This is a genomic window from Mesorhizobium sp. WSM4820, assembly GCF_055811075.1.
Genome location: NZ_JBVVQN010000039.1, coordinates 1 through 19,190 on the forward strand (window position 1 = coordinate 1; position 19,190 = coordinate 19,190).

At 59.6% G+C, this 19,190-nt stretch carries 21 protein-coding genes and 1 pseudogene; 17 read left to right on the forward strand and 5 right to left on the reverse strand.

Annotation, left to right across the window (positions count from 1 at the left end):
- The 5 genes and pseudogenes from AC0L2R_RS32900 to AC0L2R_RS32920 form a co-directional block, all read left to right on the forward strand.
- Positions 1–300: pseudogene (locus tag AC0L2R_RS32900) on the forward strand (MBL fold metallo-hydrolase); the annotation flags it as partial.
- Positions 297–470 (forward strand): 2Fe-2S iron-sulfur cluster-binding family protein, encoded by a 174-nt coding sequence (locus AC0L2R_RS32905; RefSeq protein ID WP_473513907.1) that lies wholly within the window; start codon positions 297–299, stop codon positions 468–470. The pseudogene AC0L2R_RS32900 and the gene AC0L2R_RS32905, both read left to right, overlap by 4 nt.
- A gap of 129 nt (positions 471–599) precedes the next feature.
- Entirely contained in the window at positions 600–1,148 is a 549-nt protein-coding gene (locus AC0L2R_RS32910; protein WP_473513941.1) for a carboxymuconolactone decarboxylase family protein, read from the forward strand.
- 72 nt (positions 1,149–1,220) lie between these two features.
- The gene (locus AC0L2R_RS32915) at positions 1,221–1,685 is read left to right on the forward strand and encodes a nuclear transport factor 2 family protein (RefSeq protein WP_473513909.1); all 465 of its coding nucleotides are present in this window, start codon (positions 1,221–1,223) and stop codon (positions 1,683–1,685) included.
- A gap of 306 nt (positions 1,686–1,991) precedes the next feature.
- A complete protein-coding gene (locus tag AC0L2R_RS32920) occupies positions 1,992–2,447 on the forward strand; it encodes a DUF983 domain-containing protein (RefSeq protein WP_473513911.1) in 456 nt (151 codons plus the stop codon).
- Positions 2,448–3,110: 663 nt separating this feature from the next.
- Here AC0L2R_RS32920 and AC0L2R_RS32925 read toward each other — a convergent pair.
- The 3 genes from AC0L2R_RS32925 to AC0L2R_RS32935 all read right to left on the reverse strand — a co-directional run bounded on the left by AC0L2R_RS32925 (position 3,111) and on the right by AC0L2R_RS32935 (position 4,807).
- Positions 3,111–3,443 (reverse strand): hypothetical protein, encoded by a 333-nt coding sequence (locus AC0L2R_RS32925; protein ID WP_473513913.1) that lies wholly within the window; start codon positions 3,441–3,443, stop codon positions 3,111–3,113.
- A 205-nt stretch (positions 3,444–3,648) separates the two neighbouring features.
- Positions 3,649–4,209 (reverse strand): thermonuclease family protein, encoded by a 561-nt coding sequence (locus AC0L2R_RS32930; RefSeq protein WP_473513914.1) that lies wholly within the window; start codon positions 4,207–4,209, stop codon positions 3,649–3,651.
- Positions 4,190–4,807, reverse strand: a complete 618-nt coding sequence (locus tag AC0L2R_RS32935) for a hypothetical protein (protein ID WP_473513916.1) — start codon at positions 4,805–4,807, stop codon at positions 4,190–4,192. The genes AC0L2R_RS32930 and AC0L2R_RS32935 overlap by 20 nt, the downstream gene beginning before the upstream one ends.
- 241 nt (positions 4,808–5,048) lie before the next feature.
- Between AC0L2R_RS32935 and AC0L2R_RS32940 the strand changes: the two genes are divergently transcribed.
- From AC0L2R_RS32940 to AC0L2R_RS32965, 6 genes are read left to right on the forward strand one after another with little or no spacing between them, the layout of a single operon-like run.
- Positions 5,049–5,753, forward strand: a complete 705-nt coding sequence (locus tag AC0L2R_RS32940) for a lytic transglycosylase domain-containing protein (protein WP_473513918.1) — start codon at positions 5,049–5,051, stop codon at positions 5,751–5,753.
- Entirely contained in the window at positions 5,734–6,042 is a 309-nt protein-coding gene (locus AC0L2R_RS32945; RefSeq protein WP_292487667.1) for a TrbC/VirB2 family type IV secretion system protein, read from the forward strand. Before AC0L2R_RS32940 ends, AC0L2R_RS32945 begins: the two co-directional genes overlap by 20 nt.
- A gap of 3 nt (positions 6,043–6,045) precedes the next feature.
- Positions 6,046–6,348: a VirB3 family type IV secretion system protein gene (locus AC0L2R_RS32950; RefSeq protein WP_287328781.1), complete on the forward strand. Its 303-nt coding sequence runs from the start codon at positions 6,046–6,048 to the stop codon at positions 6,346–6,348.
- The gene (locus AC0L2R_RS32955; protein ID WP_473513920.1) at positions 6,345–8,756 is read left to right on the forward strand and encodes a VirB4 family type IV secretion/conjugal transfer ATPase; all 2,412 of its coding nucleotides are present in this window, start codon (positions 6,345–6,347) and stop codon (positions 8,754–8,756) included. The genes AC0L2R_RS32950 and AC0L2R_RS32955 overlap by 4 nt, the downstream gene beginning before the upstream one ends.
- Complete coding sequence (locus AC0L2R_RS32960) at positions 8,740–9,915, forward strand: transglycosylase SLT domain-containing protein (RefSeq protein WP_473513922.1); 1,176 nt, start codon at positions 8,740–8,742, stop codon at positions 9,913–9,915. The genes AC0L2R_RS32955 and AC0L2R_RS32960 overlap by 17 nt, the downstream gene beginning before the upstream one ends.
- Before the next feature lie 19 nt (positions 9,916–9,934).
- A complete protein-coding gene (locus tag AC0L2R_RS32965) occupies positions 9,935–10,672 on the forward strand; it encodes a type IV secretion system protein (protein WP_473513924.1) in 738 nt (245 codons plus the stop codon).
- On the opposite strand, the gene AC0L2R_RS32970 is transcribed toward AC0L2R_RS32965, so the two are convergent.
- On the reverse strand, positions 10,647–10,955 hold the full coding sequence (locus tag AC0L2R_RS32970; protein WP_473513926.1) for a hypothetical protein: 309 nt from the start codon (positions 10,953–10,955) through the stop codon (positions 10,647–10,649). The genes AC0L2R_RS32965 and AC0L2R_RS32970 overlap by 26 nt on opposite strands.
- On the opposite strand from AC0L2R_RS32970, the gene AC0L2R_RS32975 reads away from it, so the two are divergent.
- The 6 genes from AC0L2R_RS32975 (at position 10,933) to AC0L2R_RS33000 (ending at position 18,284) form a co-directional block, all read left to right on the forward strand.
- Positions 10,933–11,970, forward strand: a complete 1,038-nt coding sequence (locus AC0L2R_RS32975; RefSeq protein ID WP_352898444.1) for a TrbL/VirB6 family protein — start codon at positions 10,933–10,935, stop codon at positions 11,968–11,970. The two genes, AC0L2R_RS32970 and AC0L2R_RS32975, sit on opposite strands and share 23 nt — an antisense overlap.
- 97 nt (positions 11,971–12,067) lie before the next feature.
- Entirely contained in the window at positions 12,068–12,784 is a 717-nt protein-coding gene (locus AC0L2R_RS32980) for a VirB8 family type IV secretion system protein (protein WP_473513929.1), read from the forward strand.
- Positions 12,781–13,590: a TrbG/VirB9 family P-type conjugative transfer protein gene (locus AC0L2R_RS32985; protein ID WP_473513931.1), complete on the forward strand. Its 810-nt coding sequence runs from the start codon at positions 12,781–12,783 to the stop codon at positions 13,588–13,590. The genes AC0L2R_RS32980 and AC0L2R_RS32985 overlap by 4 nt, the downstream gene beginning before the upstream one ends.
- The gene (gene virB10 / locus AC0L2R_RS32990; RefSeq protein WP_473513933.1) at positions 13,591–15,036 is read left to right on the forward strand and encodes a type IV secretion system protein VirB10; all 1,446 of its coding nucleotides are present in this window, start codon (positions 13,591–13,593) and stop codon (positions 15,034–15,036) included.
- Positions 15,033–16,085: a P-type DNA transfer ATPase VirB11 gene (gene virB11, locus AC0L2R_RS32995; protein WP_473513935.1), complete on the forward strand. Its 1,053-nt coding sequence runs from the start codon at positions 15,033–15,035 to the stop codon at positions 16,083–16,085. The genes virB10 and virB11 overlap by 4 nt, the downstream gene beginning before the upstream one ends.
- A 27-nt stretch (positions 16,086–16,112) precedes the next feature.
- Positions 16,113–18,284, forward strand: coding sequence for a type IV secretory system conjugative DNA transfer family protein (locus tag AC0L2R_RS33000; RefSeq protein WP_473513937.1), 2,172 nt, complete (start codon positions 16,113–16,115; stop codon positions 18,282–18,284).
- A 16-nt stretch (positions 18,285–18,300) separates the two neighbouring features.
- Here the strand turns inward: AC0L2R_RS33000 and AC0L2R_RS33005 are convergent, their stop codons facing one another.
- A complete protein-coding gene (locus tag AC0L2R_RS33005) occupies positions 18,301–18,582 on the reverse strand; it encodes a DUF2285 domain-containing protein (RefSeq protein ID WP_473513939.1) in 282 nt (93 codons plus the stop codon).
- Between the last annotated feature and the right edge of the window lie 608 nt (positions 18,583–19,190).

Below are 19,190 nucleotides of genomic sequence, written 5' to 3' on the forward strand. Positions count from 1 at the left end.
GACCTGACCGGCCACACGCCCGGGCACATCGGAGTCCGCATCGAGGATGGCGGACAAAGTCTGCTGATGGTTTCGGATATGCTCTTCCCGGTTGTCCATCCCTCGAATCCGGAGGTCGGCTTCCTGTTCGAGCAGGACCGACCGGCCGCGCAGACCATGCGCGAACGATTTTTCCCGCGTGCGGCCGAGGAAAAAGCCCTGGTCGCAGCCACCCACATGCCTTTCCCAGGCTTGGGACGGATCGTGGCTGACGGTGGAAAGATGCGTTGGATACCAGCCGAGTGGGCTTATCAGGAATGAGCCCGACCGCCCTGCTTTGGAGCACATCATGCCGCACCAAGCTCACCAAAGGTGCGGTGACCTACGTCAAGGAGCCGACGGCGGCGATTGGCGAAGGCGAAGTGCTGCTGTGCTGCGCAGTCCCCGCCCAAGAAACCGACGGAGGAAACCGGATCCAACTCGAACTCTGATACTCGTCATTGATGCGTCTGACGCAAGAGTATCTTCCGCCTTTTCGACGTTCATCATCGTCCAGAACCGGAAGCATCTTATCGGGGACGAAAGGGACAGCCTTTCAAAACCAAATCAAGGAGATAGACATGTCCCGCATTCCCACGCCCGCCACAATCAACGATGCACCGGAAGCGTCCCGCCCTGTGCTTCAAGCCATCCAGAAGCAGAGCGGCTCCGTGCCGAACATCTTTCGCCTGGTGTCGAACAGCCCCGCCGCTCTGAACGGCCTGACGGCGCTGCAGAGCGCTCTCGGCAAGGGAAAGCTGGCCCCGCCCACTCGCGAGCGGATCGCCCTGACCATAGCCGAGGCCAACGGTTGCGATTACTGCCTGTCCGCGCATAGCTATACCGGCGCAAAATTCGCCAGGCTGGACGAGAGCGAAATCGAAGCGAACCGCCGCGGGACCTCAAAAGATCCAAAGGCCGCCGCCGCTGTCGAATTCGCCCGCGCCCTTGTCGGCACGCGCGGCTCGGTGGCGCCCGACGAAATCGAAAAGGTCCGCGCCGCCGGTTACGGCGATGCCGAAATTCTCGAGATCATCGCGCATGTCGCGCTGAACACCTTCACCAACTACGTCAACGAAGCTCTGGGCACCGAAATCGATTTTCCACGTATCGATCGCCTTGCCGCATGACCAACGAAGGGTGGTCGTTTCCTGCGACCACTTTCCCATCCTTTCAGCGCTACACAAACAAGGAACTTATCAATGTCCCGTCCGCCGCTTCCCCCTTTCAATGAACAGTCCGCCATCGAGAAGGTCCGCCTTGCCGAAGATGGCTGGAACAGCCGCGATGCCGCCAAAGTGGCGCTTGCCTATACAGTCGACACGCGCTGGCGCAATCGCGCCGAATTCGCAACCAACCGTGCCGAGGCTGAGGCCTTCCTGACGCGCAAATGGAACCGCGAGCTCGATTATCGCCTGATCAAGGAGCTTTGGGCCTTTCAGTGTAACCGCATTGCCGTTCGCTATGCCTATGAATACCACGACGACAGCGGTCAGTGGTTTCGTGCCTATGGCAACGAGAACTGGGAGTTCGCCGAAGACGGGCTAATGCGCGCGCGCCATGCCAGCATCAACGAGCATCCGATCACGGAAGCGGACCGCAAGTTCCGCTGGCCGCTCGGCCGCCGACCGGATGATCACCCAGGCTTGAGCGACTTCGGCTTTTAAGCGGGACCCGGATCAAGGAGGTCACCGCCATGGCAGGCTTCAAGCTCGAAGGCACGGCTGTCGATCGAGCTCGCGCTTACCGCCGGACGCGATGATCGCATTTTTGCCCGGCAGCAGGAGGAAGACGCGAAGGCACGGCGCGCGACGTCAAAGAGATCCTGCTCGCCAACGGCGCGTGGAACATCCAACGGGGAAGTGGTTCTGGCCAGTCTTTCCAGGCAAACCGTGAAGGGACAATCACTGGAGATTGAGCACGATTCAGGCCGACGCCCATGCTCGTTCAATCGGCAATCTTGAGGACCAATTATGACTGACGAATGGCCTCCACTTAAACCGGATCTCACTGGTGTACGCGGTTTGTGCCCCCGTTGTGGGAAAGGGCATCTTTTCAACGGGTTCCTGACGCTTAAGCCTAAATGCGAAGTGTGCGATCTCGACTTCTCGTTTGCAGATCCCGCTGATGGTCCCGCGTTCTTCGTAATCTGCTTTGCATGTGTGCCGAGCGTTCTTCTTGGCGTATGGCAGCAGGTCGCTTTTGAGACACCGTACTGGGTCCATCTGCTCACCACGCTGCCCTTCATGCTCATCACTTGCATCCCCCCGCTTCGGCCTCTCAAAGGTTGGCTCATAGCGAGCCAGTACTTCTACAAGGCTGAGGAAGGCAAGATCGACCGCGATTACGTGAGGCCTCGGCATGCTTCGTCCGGCGACGGCGAGGAAATCACACCACTTCCCGTACCGACCTCTGGCGACGACTCATAAAGATCCGTTGGACACCAGCCGAGTGGGCTCATCCGGACCTAGGAGCACGCGCGTCATCGTTGACGATACCGTTCGCGGTTTCACCAACAATCGTGCAACGATCAAATGCGTTCAGCGCCAAACCTGTGGCCACGCCTCCCGATCCAAGGACCGCTTCGGTGTCGAGAACTGCACCTTTAACTGGGCGGGCTCGAAGGTCCGAAAGTGGCGCAACCACGACCTCCACCGTGGCCGCTGGCGATGTCGGCTTTCAGGCGCTGGCAAGGCGACTTCGCCGGCCGACATTGGGCGCAAAGCGGTCACGTACGCGGCAACCGGCCTGTATCGTCTTTGGGTCATGGGCGTGAGTTCGGCCGAGCGCGAGCGACTTCCGCAAAGGGTCGTTCTTTCGCGTTCGACGTCCGAGGGGAATTGATCGATCAAACAGGTCCGCGACAAGTCCGATCCGGGCGGTCGCACTGGCATGCCCTGGCTGTAACGCGGACGACAGTGCGACCCATCCTGACAGGAAAGCGCGACACGCTTTGTTGGCTTTCAGAGCTTCGAAAATGGTCGATGTAGCCGCCAAGGCGGCCTATGTGCGGACGCTGCTACGCGACGGTGCGAGCGGTCTGGACGAGAAGGACTGGGAGACGCTTTGCAGTCGTTTTCAGATCATGACGGCTATTGATAGAGCGAGGCCATCCAGCCGCTCGGGGTTTGAGAGAAGCCGACGATGGATTGTCTCTTCCTTTGGCCGCCGAGACCGTCATAAGTGACGTCAACGGCGCATCGTACACCGGGTCCCAGGGTGTCTTTGTCGCATTGCCCCAACGACAATTGCAGATTCGGCCAATCATTGGGCTTCGCGGCTTGAAGCGACGCGCGAGCTTCTTCCTCAGTGGGAATTTCCAACTGAAACTTTCCAGACGCAGACGATGTCAGTGCATAGGTCCCGCCGATTCCTATGGCGATTCCGATCACGAGAGCGATGGCAGAGGATGTGATGCTGTTCATGAATACCAAAGACTAAGGAGAAAATCACCTAGAGCGGGAAATTGATTGCAAAGCCACGTGAGCGCCAGAAGGAAAATGATGGCGGCTACAGCCCAACCGTTACCGCTGTGGAGATCGGCGAGATCCCGTTCAGCTTGCCTTTGCGCTTCTAGCCCTTCCGAGTGCACGATTGTCATAGGGCGATTGTAGTGAGAATCTGGCATGGTCACTGGCCAGCTCCTTTCGTAGCCGTGGGCTGCGAGGTCTGCAGAAGCGCCTGGACGGGATGTGGGAATTTATAGGCCCACAAGCCCTCACCGGCGTTTTTTGCCGTCAGTTCCGCAACAACATAGCTCATGTTGACGGCGTTGCCATCCGGATAGGTTGCCGCAAAGGCGAAGCCCGAAGAAATCATGGCTGTGCCAACATCGATTGTCGAACCCTCGATCTCGGCGGCGCAAACTGCGAAAATCGCGTCGTCCCGCGCTCGCCCGATCGGTTGGCAGGTCACTGCCGCCGTCTGAAACAAGCCTCCGAGCTGGGCCAGCGAAAGACCTCCGCAGTCGTATTTGTTACCGGCAGCGTCGGTAGCTATGCTGCCGCGTATACAGGACTGGACGCCATACAGGCGATAGACCTGACCATCGGACTCCCAAGTATCGCCGGTCTGCAACGCGATATTCTTAGGAACGGCGAAGCTCGATGCCACCTGCTGGCCATAGGCCGGAAGCAAGGTCGCGGCGATTGTCGTCGCCGTCAAAAGAATGTCACTGGCTCGTATCGCCAAGGCCCATTTCCTTTCCTATGACGGCCGACTCGAGGAGGTCGGGGCGAAGCGGCTTGCCCTTCTTATCAACGGCGATCTGAGCAAAGCCCTGGAAGACCATGGAGTCGTCGTCGTTGGCGACGAGGAACGGATCGTTGTTCGACCCTTCGCCAACGCGGGCGAAACAGGACACAGGATCGGGCGTTCCGGGCGTCGATTGCAGGACCAGTGTCTTGCAAAGGATCACGCTGGCGCGCTCGTTGTAGATCGTGCCGGCATCGTCTTTCGCGGCGTCCTTGCAATCCCACGTCTGCACCCGATTGTAGATGACCTTCTTGGACGGGCAGGACGTCAGGCCGCGCAAGACATATTCGACGCCGTTGATCTTGCGATGCGTCGCGTCAATGATTTCGACGGGAGACCGGATTTCGTCGACCTCGCGAGCTACGAGCTCGCCGGATGCATCGTAGCGTTCAAGAACGAAGACCTTCTTGTGAGGTTCGGCGAACTGGCTGAGATATTCAATACGCGGTTCGGCGAACGGTGACGGCTCGTCCTGGGCGGATGCCGCGCTCATCGAGGCAGCGGCGGCAATCAAAGCGGGAACGATCAATTTCATGACGGTATTCTCCGTTTTGGCTGCATTTGTGCGCGGCTGACCGAAAGCGTCAAGCGGCTGGCGCGGGCAGCGCCGAAGGCGCAACACGGGCGGCTTGGACGCGCTGAGGTCGCCCGCGCTATGGTCAGCAGCAAAAGGGGCGAATTACCGACGAGAAAGAGAGCCATGGTTGTAGTCGCTTGTTGACGAGCGGGATCGCCGCGGTTATGACGTAAGTTAAAGTAATAACCGGAGCGACGCAATGGCCAGAGTTTCGTTCGTCGGAATTCTTGCGGCGGGTATTGCGCTAGCAACACAGGGCCATGCGCAGGATGCCGTCCCTCGGCACGCTCTGCAACCGGTAAATGTAGCAGCCCGCATGGCAGCGGCGTTTCGGAACGAGAAACCTGCCGCGTACACCGTGACGTTGAATCATCAGTCGCCTGAGACGCGGTCGCCAGCGGCAACCGAGTGTCCGGCAGTCGACAGCAAGGCCGTAAGCGACCTCGTGCGCGCGGTGGCCGCAGAGGAAGGTGTCGATGCTGACCTGGCCGATGCGGTGGCTTGGGTCGAAAGCCGGCATGGCGCGGCGCGCAAGCAATCGTCGGCAGGCGCCGTGGGGATCATGCAGCTGATGCCGGGAACGGCGGGCGATCTTGGCGTCCGTGACAGGTGTGATGTCGAGGCGAACGTTCGCGGCGGCATCAAATATCTGAAGCAGCTCTACGGTGAGTTCGGCGACCCACTGTTGATGCTCGCCGCATACAACGCTGGACCGGCAAACGTTCGTCAGAGCCAGGGCATTCCGGAGTTTCCGGAGACAGCCGGCTACATCATCAAGGTTCTCAACCGCTGGAAGCTGTCAGCCATGATCGGCTCGTCGCAGCCGGCGAACGTGCCTGAGGTCAATGGAGAAGGGAAACTCGAAAATGCGTGGAAGGACGGACATGTTATTGAAGTGGAGTAAATTCACGCTGCAGTTCACGGCTGCCGTTGCAATCGCCACGATTTTGCAGCCGGTCGCCGCCTTCGCTCAGGACGCGGCGCCAATCGAAGGAGTCTTCGATTGGCTGGTCGGCGTCCTGCAGGGCAACATCGCGCGCTCTATTGCGATCATCGCGGTCTGTTTCCTCGGGTTTATGGCAATGACAGGCCGCCTGGCCTGGCCGCTGGCGTTCTCGATCGTCGTCGGCATCGCTTTCGTGTTTGGCGCCTCAACACTGGTCGACGCAATCCGTGAGACCGCCTCGAGCTAAGACATGAACGACAACGAAGATGACCTGCCGACGGCCGAGCCTGTGAGCCTCGCCTTAACGCGCCCCTTGATGGTGTTGGGGGTGCGTTACGAGATTTTTTGGCTGAACGGTTTGATCGGCGTCGTGTTTTTCATCGCCACCAGCAACATTCTGCTTCCGCCCCTCGTGGCCGTGATCGGCCACGGGGTGTCGGCCTATCTGTGTCAACGCGACATTCACATTTTTCATATTTTCGAGCGCCTTTTTCTGACCAAGCGGGCGATGGGAAACACCTCGTTTTGGGGAGCCAGGAGTTATTCTCCGTGAGCATCAACGCTGATCTGAAATACGGCAAGCAGCGCAAAAAAGAGCAGGGCGTAAGTGAGCACGTCCCTTTTTTGCGTCATGTAGATGATAATGTATTGGTGACCAAGGCGGGCTTTCTGGCCTGCACCATCCGCATGGGCGGTCTGCCGTTCCAGACGATGGACCAGTCAGAGCTCAACGCCCGTGTCCTGAACCGCAACACCACATTCCGCAATCTCTCGTCGTCGCGCTTTGCCGTCTATGCGACGATCATCCGTCGTCACATCACGCCGGAGATCGAAGGCAGCTTCGACAACCCGTTTGTCGCGGAGCTGGACGCGCGTTACATGGAGTCGCTGTCCTCCAAAAATCTGTTCGTCAACGAAGTTTATATGACGGTCATACGCCGGCCGATGGCCGGGAAGATCGGCTGGGTGGACAAGATTTTTGATCAGTTTCGTTTGCAATCGGCCGGCGAGGAAACCCGCGCCGAAGCACTCAAGGAACTGCACGATGTGACCGACAGCATCGTGCAGGATTTCGGCGCCTATGGGGCGCGCAAACTCGGCGTGGTCGAGCGCAACGGCAGCGTATTTTCGGAACCTGGGGAATTTCTAGCGAAGATCTTGGCGGGCGCCGATGAGGTGGAAGTCCCGCTCCCCCGAATGAGCTTGGCTGAGGCTATTCCGACGCGGCAACTGCTGTTCGGGCGCGAGGCGATCGAAATCAAGGGGGCAGAGCCCTCCAGTTCGAAATTGGCCGCGATGATCTCCATGAAGGAGTATCCCCCCTACACAACGCCGGGCGGCCTCGACGGGCTTCTTCGCCTGCCTCATGAGATCATCATTACACAGTCCTTCGCCCTGGAGGACCGCGTTGCCGCAATGGGCCAAATCCGCAAGATCGGTCGACAGGTTGTCGGGTCTGACGAAGGGGGCACCTCAGTCGAGCAATCCGTTCACGACGGCATGGACAAGCTGGCGCAAGGCGAAGTCGTGTTCGGCGACCATCATATGACCGTTTGCGTGGTCGCTCGGTCAGTTCCTGAGCTCAACAAGGCAATTTCCGACGTGCAGTCAGAAATGTCGCGTCTGGCGATCATTCCGGTACGAGAGCGCCTGAACATGGAGCCTGCTTTTTGGGCGCAACTGCCCGGGAATTTCAGCTACATCGCGCGCAAGGCAATGATTTCGTCGATGAATTTCGCGGGACTGTTTTCGGGGCACAATTTCCCGTCCGGCCAGAAGGACCGGCTGCATTGGAAACGTCCAATCGCCCTGCTCGAGACGACAAGCCAAACGGCCTACTATTTCAATTTCCATGTCGACGACGTGGGAAATTTCACGGTTTTTGGCCCGACCGGCTGGGGCAAGACCGTGGCGATGTCCTTCCTGCTGGCTCAAAGCATGAGGGTCGAGCCTCGGCCGCGCTGCGTATATTTTGACAAGGATCACGGCGCGGAAATCTTCGTGCGAGCGCTCGGCGGCCGCTATGAAGTTCTGCAGCCCGGAGTTCAAACCGGGTTCGCGCCCCTGCAGCTGGATGACACGCCGGAGAACCGGTCATTCGTCGATACGTTACTCCAGTATCTGCTGAAGCCTGACAACGGCACGTTGGAGCCCGCCGAGATCCGCGTGATCGGCGATGCGGTCGACCAGATTTTCAGGATCCCGAAAGCGCGGCGCGTCTTTTCGATGCTGCCGGAGGTCCTGCGCGGTCGTTTACAACCGGGGATGAACGACCTGACACAACGGCTCGAGCCGTGGCTCGACACGAAGAGCAGAGGCTGGCTCTTCAACAATGCGACCGACCAACTCGACTTCTCGTCGGCGGTGATCGGCTTCGACATGACCAAAATCCTGAACGAGCCGAAAATCCGTACCGCGGCGCTGCTCTATATGTTTTTCCGCATCGATCAGGAGATCAACGGCGACCCCTTCCTGGTATTCCTCGATGAAGGCTGGAAGCTCCTGGATGACGACGTTTTTGTCGAGTTCATCAAGGACCTGTTGAAGACGATCCGCAAGCGCAATGGCGTGGTCGGCTTCGGCACTCAATCCGCGGACGATGTGGCAAGGTCGGCAATCTCGAACACGCTGATTGAGCAAACCTCCACCAACATTTTCTTTCCGAACCCGAAGGCCGATCAGGAATCCTACCGCAGACGGTTCACCTTAACTTCCAAGGAGTTTCGGTTTGTGAGGGAGACGGCGAAGGAAAGCCGCGCGTTTCTTGTGAAGCATGCGTCGGATTCGATCGTCGCCAAACTCGACCTTTCGACAATGCCGGACTTGGTGAAGGTCCTGTCGGGCAACGAAAAGACAGTTCGCGAGTGTGAGGAGCTGCGCAAGCGCTATGGCGAAGAGCCGACCGCGTGGCTCCCCTATTTTTGTGGATGGGAGACGGAAGCGGATGAGCAGGCAGCTTAGAGCCGGCCCGACGGCCGTATTGTTCGCAACGGCCGTGACGGCGCCGATGCTCATCGCCCCGAGCATTGGTCTGGCACAAATCGCTGTTGAAGACGATCCCAACCTCGTCGAGCGGAAAAAAGATGAATTCCAGAACGACAGTTCCAATGAGGACAAGAAGTCTGAAACTGGACAGCGCAAGGCCGTCGTCTGCACCTATTCGAACAAATACCGGAACGAAATGTTTCGGCGCTCGCCGCAACAGGCGCTCGCGCGCGATGCGGCCAATGTGTCGCTCATCCGGCACTACGCAAAGAAGTATGGCATTTCGGAAGGATTGGCGCTGTCCGTGTCCTACCAGGAAGCGCGCTTCGACACCTGCGCCGGCAGCCATACCGGCGTGAAAGGCGCGATGCAGCTCACCAAGGGGACCGGACGTGGCCTCGGCTTCGATCGCGACATCAACGAACAGAACATTGAGGGCGGGGTTAAGCTGCTGAGCCAGGCGGTCAAGAAGTGCGGCGGCACGAACTACGCATGCCTTGCCTCCTCATACAACGGTTCGACGGCGGCCGAACAGGCCAATTGGGCGGCCGGCGTCGGGCGTTGGCACGGTTATTTCAATGAGTATGTGGGGTCGGGTAAGGCGCCGGCGGCCGCGCCGCCGCCTTTCAGCATCCAGGTCAGCGGCACCGGTGCTGCCGGTTCTGCGCAGACGGGCGGTGTCAATGCCGTCAACAAGACGGCCGCGGGGCTCGAAACAAGCGGCGCGCAGCGATCGCAGTATTCCAGCCTAATCGAGACGTTGGCGGCGGGTGTCGGGACCAAGGAAGAATACATGGACGCTTGGGACGAAAACTCCACGGCGCGCGGTTTGAATGCCGACCTGCTCAACCAGCTAGTCCAGGGCTCCGCAGCGGTGAACGACCTGTTGAACGCCCGTCTTCTGCAGCGCAACACCAAGCTTTCTCAGGTGTCTAAATTCGGCACCAGTGAGGGCACGGAAAACCCCTTCACCTGCGATCCCGTCATCCTGGGCAAGCTGGAAGTGCCGGACCATTTGTGGCCCGGCTGCGCCAAACGCGTCGTGGGACCGGGCGGCGCTGAAGAAAACACACTGGTTCCAAATGCCAACGCGGCGGCGGGTGCTTTGGAAATCATGCAACGCAACGCGCAATAGACTGAAAGGAGCCCCCATTATGAAACGGACTGTTGCAGCATCGTTATTCCTGGTCGCGTCGACTGCGCTCGGGAATGCGCAAATCGCGGTCATCGACGGCGCCAATCTGGATGTCGCGCGAGAGAACGCCGAGAACACCAACTCGATCATGAAGAGCAATGACGACATCCTCGAGAAGTCGAAGGAGATCCTGCAGGCACTTTCCGGGACTCGAAACGGATCGCTCGGCATCGGTCAACAGGGTCTCGGCGGGGGAATGTCGATCGCCTCCGCGCCATCATTCGGATCGGTTCTCAATGGCGGGACGCTTTCCTTTGGCGGGCTTGGAGGTCAGGCGCAACACATCGCCGGCGCCGTGATCAACGGCCTGCAGTTGGTCAAGCAGCTGAAAGCCGTCATCGAGGGTGAGGACCCAGGCCCCGTGAACAGCCTTTACAGCGGCAGCGTCAACACCTCGGCACTGCTGGCCGCACTGACGCAGCAAGCGTCCCAAGGCGTGACGACCCGGGAACAATCGTTGCAGTCCGCGACCGGCCAAATCGGTCAGGCGGAGAACGTCAAGGGTTCGGTGGACGAAAACACGCGCATGCAGCTGGAAACCGCGCGCTCGATCAATGAACTGATCGGCGTCCAGAACGGCGCGGTATCGGCCCTCAATGAAGACCTGAAATTCCGGCTGACGCAACAATCTCAGGTACAAAAATTGCTGCAATTCAAAGATGTGAACCCGTTCAAGGATGCCGGTGGTTCGCAGTAGGCGAATGCCTTATGGGGGCGAGTTCGCCGGCACCGGTCCGGGGAACGGCGCCGCCGATCGAGACTCTCACGGCGGGAAAGCTCATGAATTCTAGGGTGTTTTTGGCGCTGATGATCGCCGCGCTGGCAACTGCCTGCGCAAGACCTGGCCGTGAGCTCAAGGCGCCCTGCGGCCCGATTTCCTCGTATGCGGCGAACGACGAGTGCGGCGAGTTGAAGCCGGCAAACTCGGCATTCGACAAGGTGATGTCGGAATAAGACATGAGCCCCGTTTCGACCATCATCAGCGACCTTCTGAGCGGTGTCGATCAGGCCGGGGCTCGCTTTGTAGAGGTCCTGTACAAGCGCATCGGCCTTTATAGCGAAAACCTGTTCTTCGCGATGCTGCTCCTCTACGTGGTCATTTGGGGTTACATGCAGATTTTCGGCCGCTCGACGGCCTCGCCGCTGGAGGCCGCGTGGCGCCTCGGCCGCGCGATGTTCATCTACTGGATGGTCACGAACTGGGCTCCGTTCTCCGAGACGATCTATACGCTCGTCCAGTCGATCCCGGAAGTTCTGGCCAACCGCATCGTCCAAACGATTTCGTCGACGACCGGCACTCAGGTCTCATCGGTCGATGCTGTGCCGGCAATGTTCGACGCCCTCTACGAAGCGACGTTGCGGGTGGTGCCGGAACTCTACACGTCAGTGTTGACCGATTTCTTCGGCGCCCTTCTGGCGATCATCATCATCATTTTTACCCTGCTATTCATCGGCGTCGCCGTAGCGGCGATTATCGCTGCAAAAGTCCTTCTTTTCATCATCCTGGCTCTTGGGCCGGTGTGGATCATCATGGCCCTTTTCAATTATTCCTTCAAATTCACCGAAGGCTTTTTCTCCGTCACTGCGAATTTGGTGGTGCAGCAGTTGCTGATCTACGGCTTCCTGGGTTTCTACTACTACATGGTTCAGCTCTCCGTTTCCGCGATGGAGGGCGGCGCCGGGACCGACATAACCGGCAAGCTTTCTCACGTGATGCCACTCCTGCTGGTCACGCTGGTCGGGTTCTATGTTCTGTTACAAATACCCATCATCGCGGGCATTTTGACCGGGAGTGGACCGATAGGTACCGCCGGAGCCATTCACGGCATTCGGCGCTCGGCAAGGGGAACGGTTGACAACGCAGTTACGCGGACCGCGACGCGGGCTGGCAGTTCGCTCCTTAGGAGATCAGCCGAAGGACGCCCCCGATTTGCGGCTGATTTGGGGAAGGCAAGCATTCAACGCGAGACGGCCAAAAACGCTTCCTCGCTATAGGGTCCACGGGCAGACGGTAGAACGTGCCGAATTCGTCATCAATCGCTTGCGATCTGATGGCGGCGAGAAGCGAGTTTGAAAGCAAGGCTAAATTAAAGTGTCAAACGAACCGACTGAAACTGGCTTGGTCGACCAGCGTTATTACCAGCAAGGCAAATCGTGGGAAGACGACACCCATCGCCGTTTACGGCGGTCACGAACATTCGCTTGGCTGCTGGCCGGGGTCTTCGGCGTCATGGCGCTTCTCTCACTGGTGGCGCTCGTCCTGCTTTTTCCGCTCAAGCAATACGAGCCCTATATGGTCGCCGTCGACAAGACGACCGGCTACCTCGAAATTGCGCGAGCCCTGAAACCGGGTGACCTGGCTCAGGATGAAGCGGTCACGGCGGCGAACATCGTGCGCTATATCAGGGCGCGCGAGACCTATGACCCGCGCATGATCAAATCGAACTTCGATCTGGCGCAGCTCTATTCGACCGGAGCGGCCGCCGAAGATCTCGTGCGGGAATTCACGCCCTCAAATCCGAACTCCAAAGACAAGCGCTTCGGGACCGACACGACCATCAGCGTCACGGTGAAGTCGGTGTCGTTCCTGAATCGCACGACGGCAACGGTCCGCATTTCGACCGAAGAGAAACGGCAGAACACGACGCGGCGTGAGCACTGGGTGGCGGTCGTCAAATTCCGCTACACCAGCACGCCGCTCAAGAACGAGTATCGGTTCGACAATCCATTGGGCTTCCAGATCACGGAATACCGGCGTGACCAGGAATCGCTGCCCGAGGCCGCACCGGCCGACAGGACGGTCCAATGAGGTGGCGGCCGAGAACGGTCGCGTTGTCGGCCGCACTTTGCGTTGCGTTGTCAGGCCCGGCGCTGTCGCGCGACAACCGAATTCGCTACGTCACCTTCAACAACGACAATGTCGTGACGGTCCAGGCGGCGATCGGCGTCTCGACGATGATCCAGCTGAGCCCGACGGAAGTAATCGAAACGATTTCGGCCGGCGACACGATCGGTTGGTCGATCGTCCCGAAGAAGGGATCGGGCATCCTGTTCGTCAAGCCGCTGGTCGAAAAGGCCGAGACTAACGTCAATATCGTCACCAACAAGCGGGTCTATTCTCTGCTCCTGGTCGGCTCGCGCGAACCGTCCCTGCGGGCATCGTTCCATGTTCGCTTCAAATACCCTGACGAGGACGTGAACGCGCGGCTCCTCGCCCAGGCCGAAGAAAGCGTCCGCAATCCATCGCTAAAGAACATCGACCCGTCGATGCTGAATTACGACTATGCCTATCGCGGTGATGACTCGCTCAAGCCGCGCGTCGTGTTCGATGACGGAACGAAAATGTTCCTGCAATTCACGGGCGACGTGCCGGCGATCTTCGTTGTCGAGGCTAAAGGCAGTGAGTCCCTGGTGAATCTGCGCACCGAAGGCGAATACACGATCGTCGACAAGGTTGCACAGCAATTTACCCTGCGGGCCGGCGACAAGACGTTGTGCCTGTACAACCGTCAATCCCCATCGCAGCGCTTGCCGGATCCGATTGGAGACATTTATGGCCCGTCGGAACTCGACAAGAAGAGCGAGCGCGGGCAGTTCGATCAGAGGAGCCGCTGAGTGTCGAACATAGATTATCATGAGCTCGACGGTGGTAGCCCCATTGCCCGGCGAAGTGCAGGTTTGGGCACGAAACTCGGCATAGCCGGCATCGGGCTGCTTCTGGCCGGTGGCCTGTTGTATATCAATTGGCCGAGCGGGCCGTCCGACCGGAACGCGACATCGAACGAGGACGAAGCTTTCGAGACCTCGACTTTTCAGCCGCGCGAGCTGGCGACGCCGGTGACGGCGTTGCCTCCGCAAGACCAGATTGTCATTCCGCCTCCTCAGACACCGCCGCCGCAACAGTCGGCCGACGTCGACCAGACGGTCGCGCCAGGCCTCGATCTCGAGGAGCAGCGCCGATTGCTGGAACAGCAAATGCGCGAAGCCGAAGCGCGCCGGCTAGCCGAAGAGGAGGCCCGCCGCCGGGAGGAAGAAGCACGGTTGGCGGAGGAGGCACGCAAGCGCAAGGAGCAGGAAGAAAAGGAACTGTGGGAACGGCTGCGCTCGAACCAGATCGTCACTGACGGCGAACAGGACGCCCCGGCGGGCGAAGCGGGCGCGGCGATCGCCGGCGACGGGCAGCTCGTTCCTGTTCCCGGGGCAGACCTGGACCCCAACAAGGCGTTCCTCGCCCAGGCCGAAGTAAGTCGGAACGCCAAGGCGACGGCGACAAAGAACAACCGTACGGACGCCCTGATTGCCGAGGGCACCATGATCCGCGGTTTTCTTGAAACGGCGATCAACACTGACCTGCCCGGCATGGTACGGGCCGTGGTTCGCGAGGATGTCTATTCGCTTGACGGCCGCCGCGTGCTGATCCCGAAGGGGTCGCGGCTGACAGGCGAATACAAGTCCGGCATTGCTCGCGGCCAAACGCGCGTCTTTATCGTCTGGAACCGGATGATCCGGTCCGACGGCGTGTCGGTCAACATCGGTTCGCCTGGCGCTGACAGCCTTGGCCGTGGTGGCATGGCCGGTCGTGTCGATCGTCACTGGCTGGAGCGCTTCGGCTCGGCGATCGTGCTGTCGATCGTAGGCGGTGCGGCGGAATACCTTTCGGCGCTCGCCGACCCGAACGGCGGCCAGCGCCAAGAGACCATTACCCGTGTCGATCCTATCACCGGCGAGGTGACAACGATCACGATCGATCCGGAGAGGACGGAAGAGGAAGCCCGCCAGATCGCGATCGAACGCTCCGCAAGCACAATGACCGAACTGGCCAAGGAGGCTTTCGAGGATTCGCGCAACATCCCGCCGACGATCTATGTCGACCAAGGTACGTCAGTGATCGTTTTTGTGCGGCGCGATCTCGATTTTTCGGAGCTCTACGCCGATCCGGTCCAGCAAGAGCTGGCGAGGCTGAAACGCGGCGGCAAGCCGCGTGTCGCGATCGACCCTGTTCCCCTCTACATGACGCCGAAGGACAACTGGTTTCCGGCAGCACCCCCGGTGACCAAATGAACATGATCAAACACCCGGCCGCCGCTTCGCCGGCCACATCGTCGAGCCCCTATGCCAAGTTCCCAATTCTGGAAATGGAACTGGAACCGCTTCACGAACTGCTACGGCAGGGCGATGTGTCCGAGCTTTCCGTCAACAGGCCGGGCGAGATCTTTGTCGAGCGACTTGGCGCCAAGGAAATGGAGCGGATCGCTGACGCCAGGCTGACCGACAAATGGATTCGCAATCTCGCAACACTCGTCGCCAGCTCGAGCAATCAACTGGTGAATGAGGAAAAGCCGATCCTGTCGGCGGCACTCCCCAGCGGCGAGCGCATTCAATTCGTGCTGCCGCCGGCGGCACCGGACGGCGGCGCGATTTCGATCCGCAAGCAGGTCATCATGGATATGACCGTCGACGACTACGCCAAGCGCGGCGCCTTTGAAGAAACGCGCATGGGCAATGAGCTCGGCTTGTCGGAAGAGGAAACGGAACTGGTTGAGCTGATCGGCGGCTCTGATCCGATGAAATTCCTGGAGCATGCGGTCAAGAATCGCGTGTCGATCGTTGTTTCGGGCGGCACTTCGACCGGCAAGACGACCTTCTTGAACGCTTTGCTAAAGTTAATTCCTTCGAGCGAACGGATCATCACGATCGAGGATACGCGCGAGCTGAAGCCCGTCACGCCGAATACGGTCGCCCTGCTCTCCTCCAAAGGCGACCAAGGCCTGGCGAAGGTCGATGCGCAAAGTCTCCTCGAGGCATCGTTACGCATGCGGCCGGACCGGCTGCTACTCGGCGAATTGCGCGGCGCGGAAGCTTTTTCCTTTCTGCAGGCGATCAACACGGGACACCCCGGATCGTTGACCACAGTGCACGCCAATTCGGCGCGCGCGGCCTACGAGCGCCTGGCGCTGATGGTCATGCAGGGCGGCGTGAAACTCTCGCGCGACGAGATCATGGATTATCTAAAAGAGGTGATCCCGATCGTGGTCCAGCTCTCGCGTCGGGATGCCGGCCGGCGCGTAGTGAGCGAGATTAAGTTCACAAAGGCCGAACGCCTCGGCTGATTCTAGGAAGGCGGACGAATAGGGCCGATGGTACAGATCATCAAGGGATTGGTCGTGACGCTCATGGTCTTGGCCGTGGGCGTCGTTTTTTTCGCCATCGCCTATGCAGGCGTCCACTGGTTCGAAACGGGCTCCTTCGCCCTGATCAAGGATCTCGACCGGAATCCTTTTACCACGCTGCGCCGCGCCTACACCGATGTCGCCATTCTCGGCCGCTATCAGCAGGCGCTTTATGCGGCCGGCCTGGCGCTGATCGGCGTGATGGTGCTGGCTGTCATGACCGTGCTGATGACGCGCAAGGCATCGAATGACGCCAAGTTTCTTAGCTTGGCGGAAGTCAATCGCGCCGGCTTGACGAAACGCGGCGGCGTCTTCATCGGCCGCGCGGGCGGCAGCCTCATCAATGTCATCGGCGCGTTTACCCAGCGCGGTTCCAACAAGAGGCACTTGACCAAGCCGAAGCTCGTAGGCGGAAAAAAACTATGGGTCGACGGCGACGACGTCGGCGGCTTCGTCGTCGGGCCGCCGCGATCGGGCAAGGGTGCCGCGCTGATTATCCCGAATGCCCTGCTCTGGCCGGATTCGCTTGTCGTTCTCGACATGCGGGGCGAGACTTATCAGGCGACCGCCGGTTATCGCTCGACCGTTTCCAAGGTCATTCGGTTCTCGCCGGCCGACGAAAAAGGCGAGACGGAATGCTATAATCCGCTCGATTTCATCAGCCTCGACAGCGACCAGCGCGATATCGACATCCGCAACATCGCCGCCGCGCTTTTTCCCCGTCCGACGACAGGCGAAACCTATTGGGTCGACGACGGTCGCATGCTTTTTGCCGGCGTGATCTCCTACGTCATGGAAACGCCCCGCCTCGAGGACAGCCAGCGAACGCTGCGCCAAGCGCTTCGCATCATGAATGGCGCCGACCGGCCGTTCCTGGAATGGATACAGGCACTCCGCGACGAGGAAGCGAGGGAAATTTCCGACTACACGCTACAGATGCTCGCGAGCTACGCCGACATGTCGGACAAGCAGTTTTCCGGCCTGTTCGGCAGCGTGAGAACCGGCCTTAACCCGTTCATGAACGAGCGGCTTTTGCGGGCGACCGACAGGAGCACGTTCGACATCCGCAATCTCAAACGGGACAAGGTCTCGCTCTATCTCGACTTCCGGGTCGAGCAAGTTCGTTCGATCGGGCCGCTTTTCAACGTCCTAATCACGCAGCTGATGAACTACATGGCAAAGGAGGTGCCAGGCCGCGGAGAACACCGCGTTCTCATCCTGCTCGACGAGTTTCAGAACCTCGGGAAACTCGAAAACGTCATGGAAGCGGCCACCATCCTCGGCGGCTATGGCGTGCCGATCTGGTTCTTTGTCCAGTCGCTCAAGTCGGTGGACACCATCTATCGCGAGGAAGGCCGCAAGACGCTGGTCAACTCGGCGCGGGTCCAGATGTTTTTCGGCGCGCAAGACGCCGAAGACCTGAAATACATTTCCAACACCCTGGGCGAGCGCATGGAAGTCCAGAAGGATGTCAGCAAGACGCAAGCGACGATGTTCGACATGCATCACGCGCGCACTGTTCACGTGAAGGAGGTCCGTCGGCCGTTGATGCGCCCTGACGAGATCCGCACCATGAGCCGGAACAAATGCATAATCCTTCCTCGCGGGTCCCATGCGATATTCGGCACCCGCAATTTCTATTTTGCCGATGCTGAGCTGTCGAAACGCGCCTGGATGCCGATTCCGGCCTTCAAGGCGGCGGCCGCCAAGGAGGGACCGGATGCCGGCCGGAAGGCAGCACCACAAGCGAGTGCTGGTTTTGGCGACATGTTGGTTCCGCCGCGGTTTGCGCGCGCGAATGAAGCGGCGCCTGCATCAACGCGGCCGCGCGGTGCCGTTTTCGCGGCCAAGGCTGGCAGGCGCCCTCCCCCACCAACCCGTCCGGTCACCGTGACGACCGACATTGCAGCTGCGAACCCAAAACCATCAGCCAATCGGCCACCCCTGCCTCGGAACACGCCTGATCTGGCTGCGATTACGCGCGCCGCCGGGCGAAACGGCGCAGTATCGACAGAAGCTCAGGCAAAGATTGCGGAGGCAATCAGCCGGGTCGCGAAGGTCGCCGCGAAGGCGGCCAACAAATCGGCAGCAGACGCCGGCTTGCGCGATCTCGAGACGGCCTTGCAGGGCGTTGACTAGTGAAAACCCTGCAAAGTCAATGCGGCGCGCCGCCTTGAAAAAGATACCGATATCCGGTCGTCGTCATCCAGCGCGCTCGCGCCAGATGGGTTTCCCAAGCTCTGTGTGCCCGGCCTGGCTCGCGGTCAGGATCGATATGCAGCACGACACACGCCACTTCGCGCCAATCGGCATCCTCCGCCGCTGCGTCGAGCAAGCGCAGATAGGTCACAAAGTGTTCTTCGTCATAGCCCGTCAGGATCGGGGACTGGGGTGCTTCGTCCTCGACTTCGGGATCAAGCGGCGGCTTTTTTGGCATAGCGACTGCTCCTTATCGTCGTCGCGCCCGTTCGTTATGCCATGACATCGCGCGCCTGCCTATGCAAAGCGTCAGTCGCTTTCGCCTGTGTAAATCACCGGTCCGTTTGTCAAATTCATACGTGAAGTGTAGCGAGATAAGATTTGGCGACCGCAAGCGATTCATCGCGCGGGAAGGTCACAGAAGGGTTGGAAAGCTGCGGTCGTCCCGTCCATCGGAACGAGCAAGGAGCGCCAAAGCGGTGATCGCCACGTGTATCATTGAACGGCCGAATATGGGGCCGAAGGCAGCCAGGCGGCTTAAGGCTACCAATTCGCGAAGACCAGACGTTCGCTGGCGCGAGAAGCGGCGTAGCCGTTCCGCTCGAAGAGGTTACTTGCCCGAAGGCACCGACACATCCATTTCTGGCACGTGGCTGGAAATGAAGTTCGAGCATCGCCACATCAGCATACGGACCGGCAGTGTAATGGCATTATTGTCATTGATAGCAATCTTTGCGACCAATGAAGCGTCTCGTGACTGCCGCTAATGTTGAGGAGTGTGAATGACGGTACGCTTTGCATTTGACAACAGCTATGCTCGGCTGCCGAGCTCGTTTTATGCGCGTG

Coding starts and splice junctions, on each gene's coding strand:
- AC0L2R_RS32905 (WP_473513907.1), top strand. CDS start 297: ATGAGCCCGACCGCCCTGCTTTGGAGCACATCATGCCGCACCAAGCTC.
- AC0L2R_RS32910 (WP_473513941.1), top strand. CDS start 600: ATGTCCCGCATTCCCACGCCCGCCACAATCAACGATGCACCGGAAGCG.
- AC0L2R_RS32915 (WP_473513909.1), top strand. CDS start 1,221: ATGTCCCGTCCGCCGCTTCCCCCTTTCAATGAACAGTCCGCCATCGAG.
- AC0L2R_RS32920 (WP_473513911.1), top strand. CDS start 1,992: ATGACTGACGAATGGCCTCCACTTAAACCGGATCTCACTGGTGTACGC.
- AC0L2R_RS32925 (WP_473513913.1), bottom strand. CDS start 3,443: ATGAACAGCATCACATCCTCTGCCATCGCTCTCGTGATCGGAATCGCC.
- AC0L2R_RS32935 (WP_473513916.1), bottom strand. CDS start 4,807: ATGAAATTGATCGTTCCCGCTTTGATTGCCGCCGCTGCCTCGATGAGC.
- AC0L2R_RS32940 (WP_473513918.1), top strand. CDS start 5,049: ATGGCCAGAGTTTCGTTCGTCGGAATTCTTGCGGCGGGTATTGCGCTA.
- AC0L2R_RS32945 (WP_292487667.1), top strand. CDS start 5,734: ATGTTATTGAAGTGGAGTAAATTCACGCTGCAGTTCACGGCTGCCGTT.
- AC0L2R_RS32950 (WP_287328781.1), top strand. CDS start 6,046: ATGAACGACAACGAAGATGACCTGCCGACGGCCGAGCCTGTGAGCCTC.
- AC0L2R_RS32960 (WP_473513922.1), top strand. CDS start 8,740: ATGAGCAGGCAGCTTAGAGCCGGCCCGACGGCCGTATTGTTCGCAACG.
- AC0L2R_RS32965 (WP_473513924.1), top strand. CDS start 9,935: ATGAAACGGACTGTTGCAGCATCGTTATTCCTGGTCGCGTCGACTGCG.
- AC0L2R_RS32975 (WP_352898444.1), top strand. CDS start 10,933: ATGAGCCCCGTTTCGACCATCATCAGCGACCTTCTGAGCGGTGTCGAT.
- AC0L2R_RS32970 (WP_473513926.1), bottom strand. CDS start 10,955: ATGATGGTCGAAACGGGGCTCATGTCTTATTCCGACATCACCTTGTCG.
- AC0L2R_RS32985 (WP_473513931.1), top strand. CDS start 12,781: ATGAGGTGGCGGCCGAGAACGGTCGCGTTGTCGGCCGCACTTTGCGTT.
- virB11 (WP_473513935.1), top strand. CDS start 15,033: ATGAACATGATCAAACACCCGGCCGCCGCTTCGCCGGCCACATCGTCG.
- AC0L2R_RS33000 (WP_473513937.1), top strand. CDS start 16,113: ATGGTACAGATCATCAAGGGATTGGTCGTGACGCTCATGGTCTTGGCC.
- AC0L2R_RS33005 (WP_473513939.1), bottom strand. CDS start 18,582: ATGCCAAAAAAGCCGCCGCTTGATCCCGAAGTCGAGGACGAAGCACCC.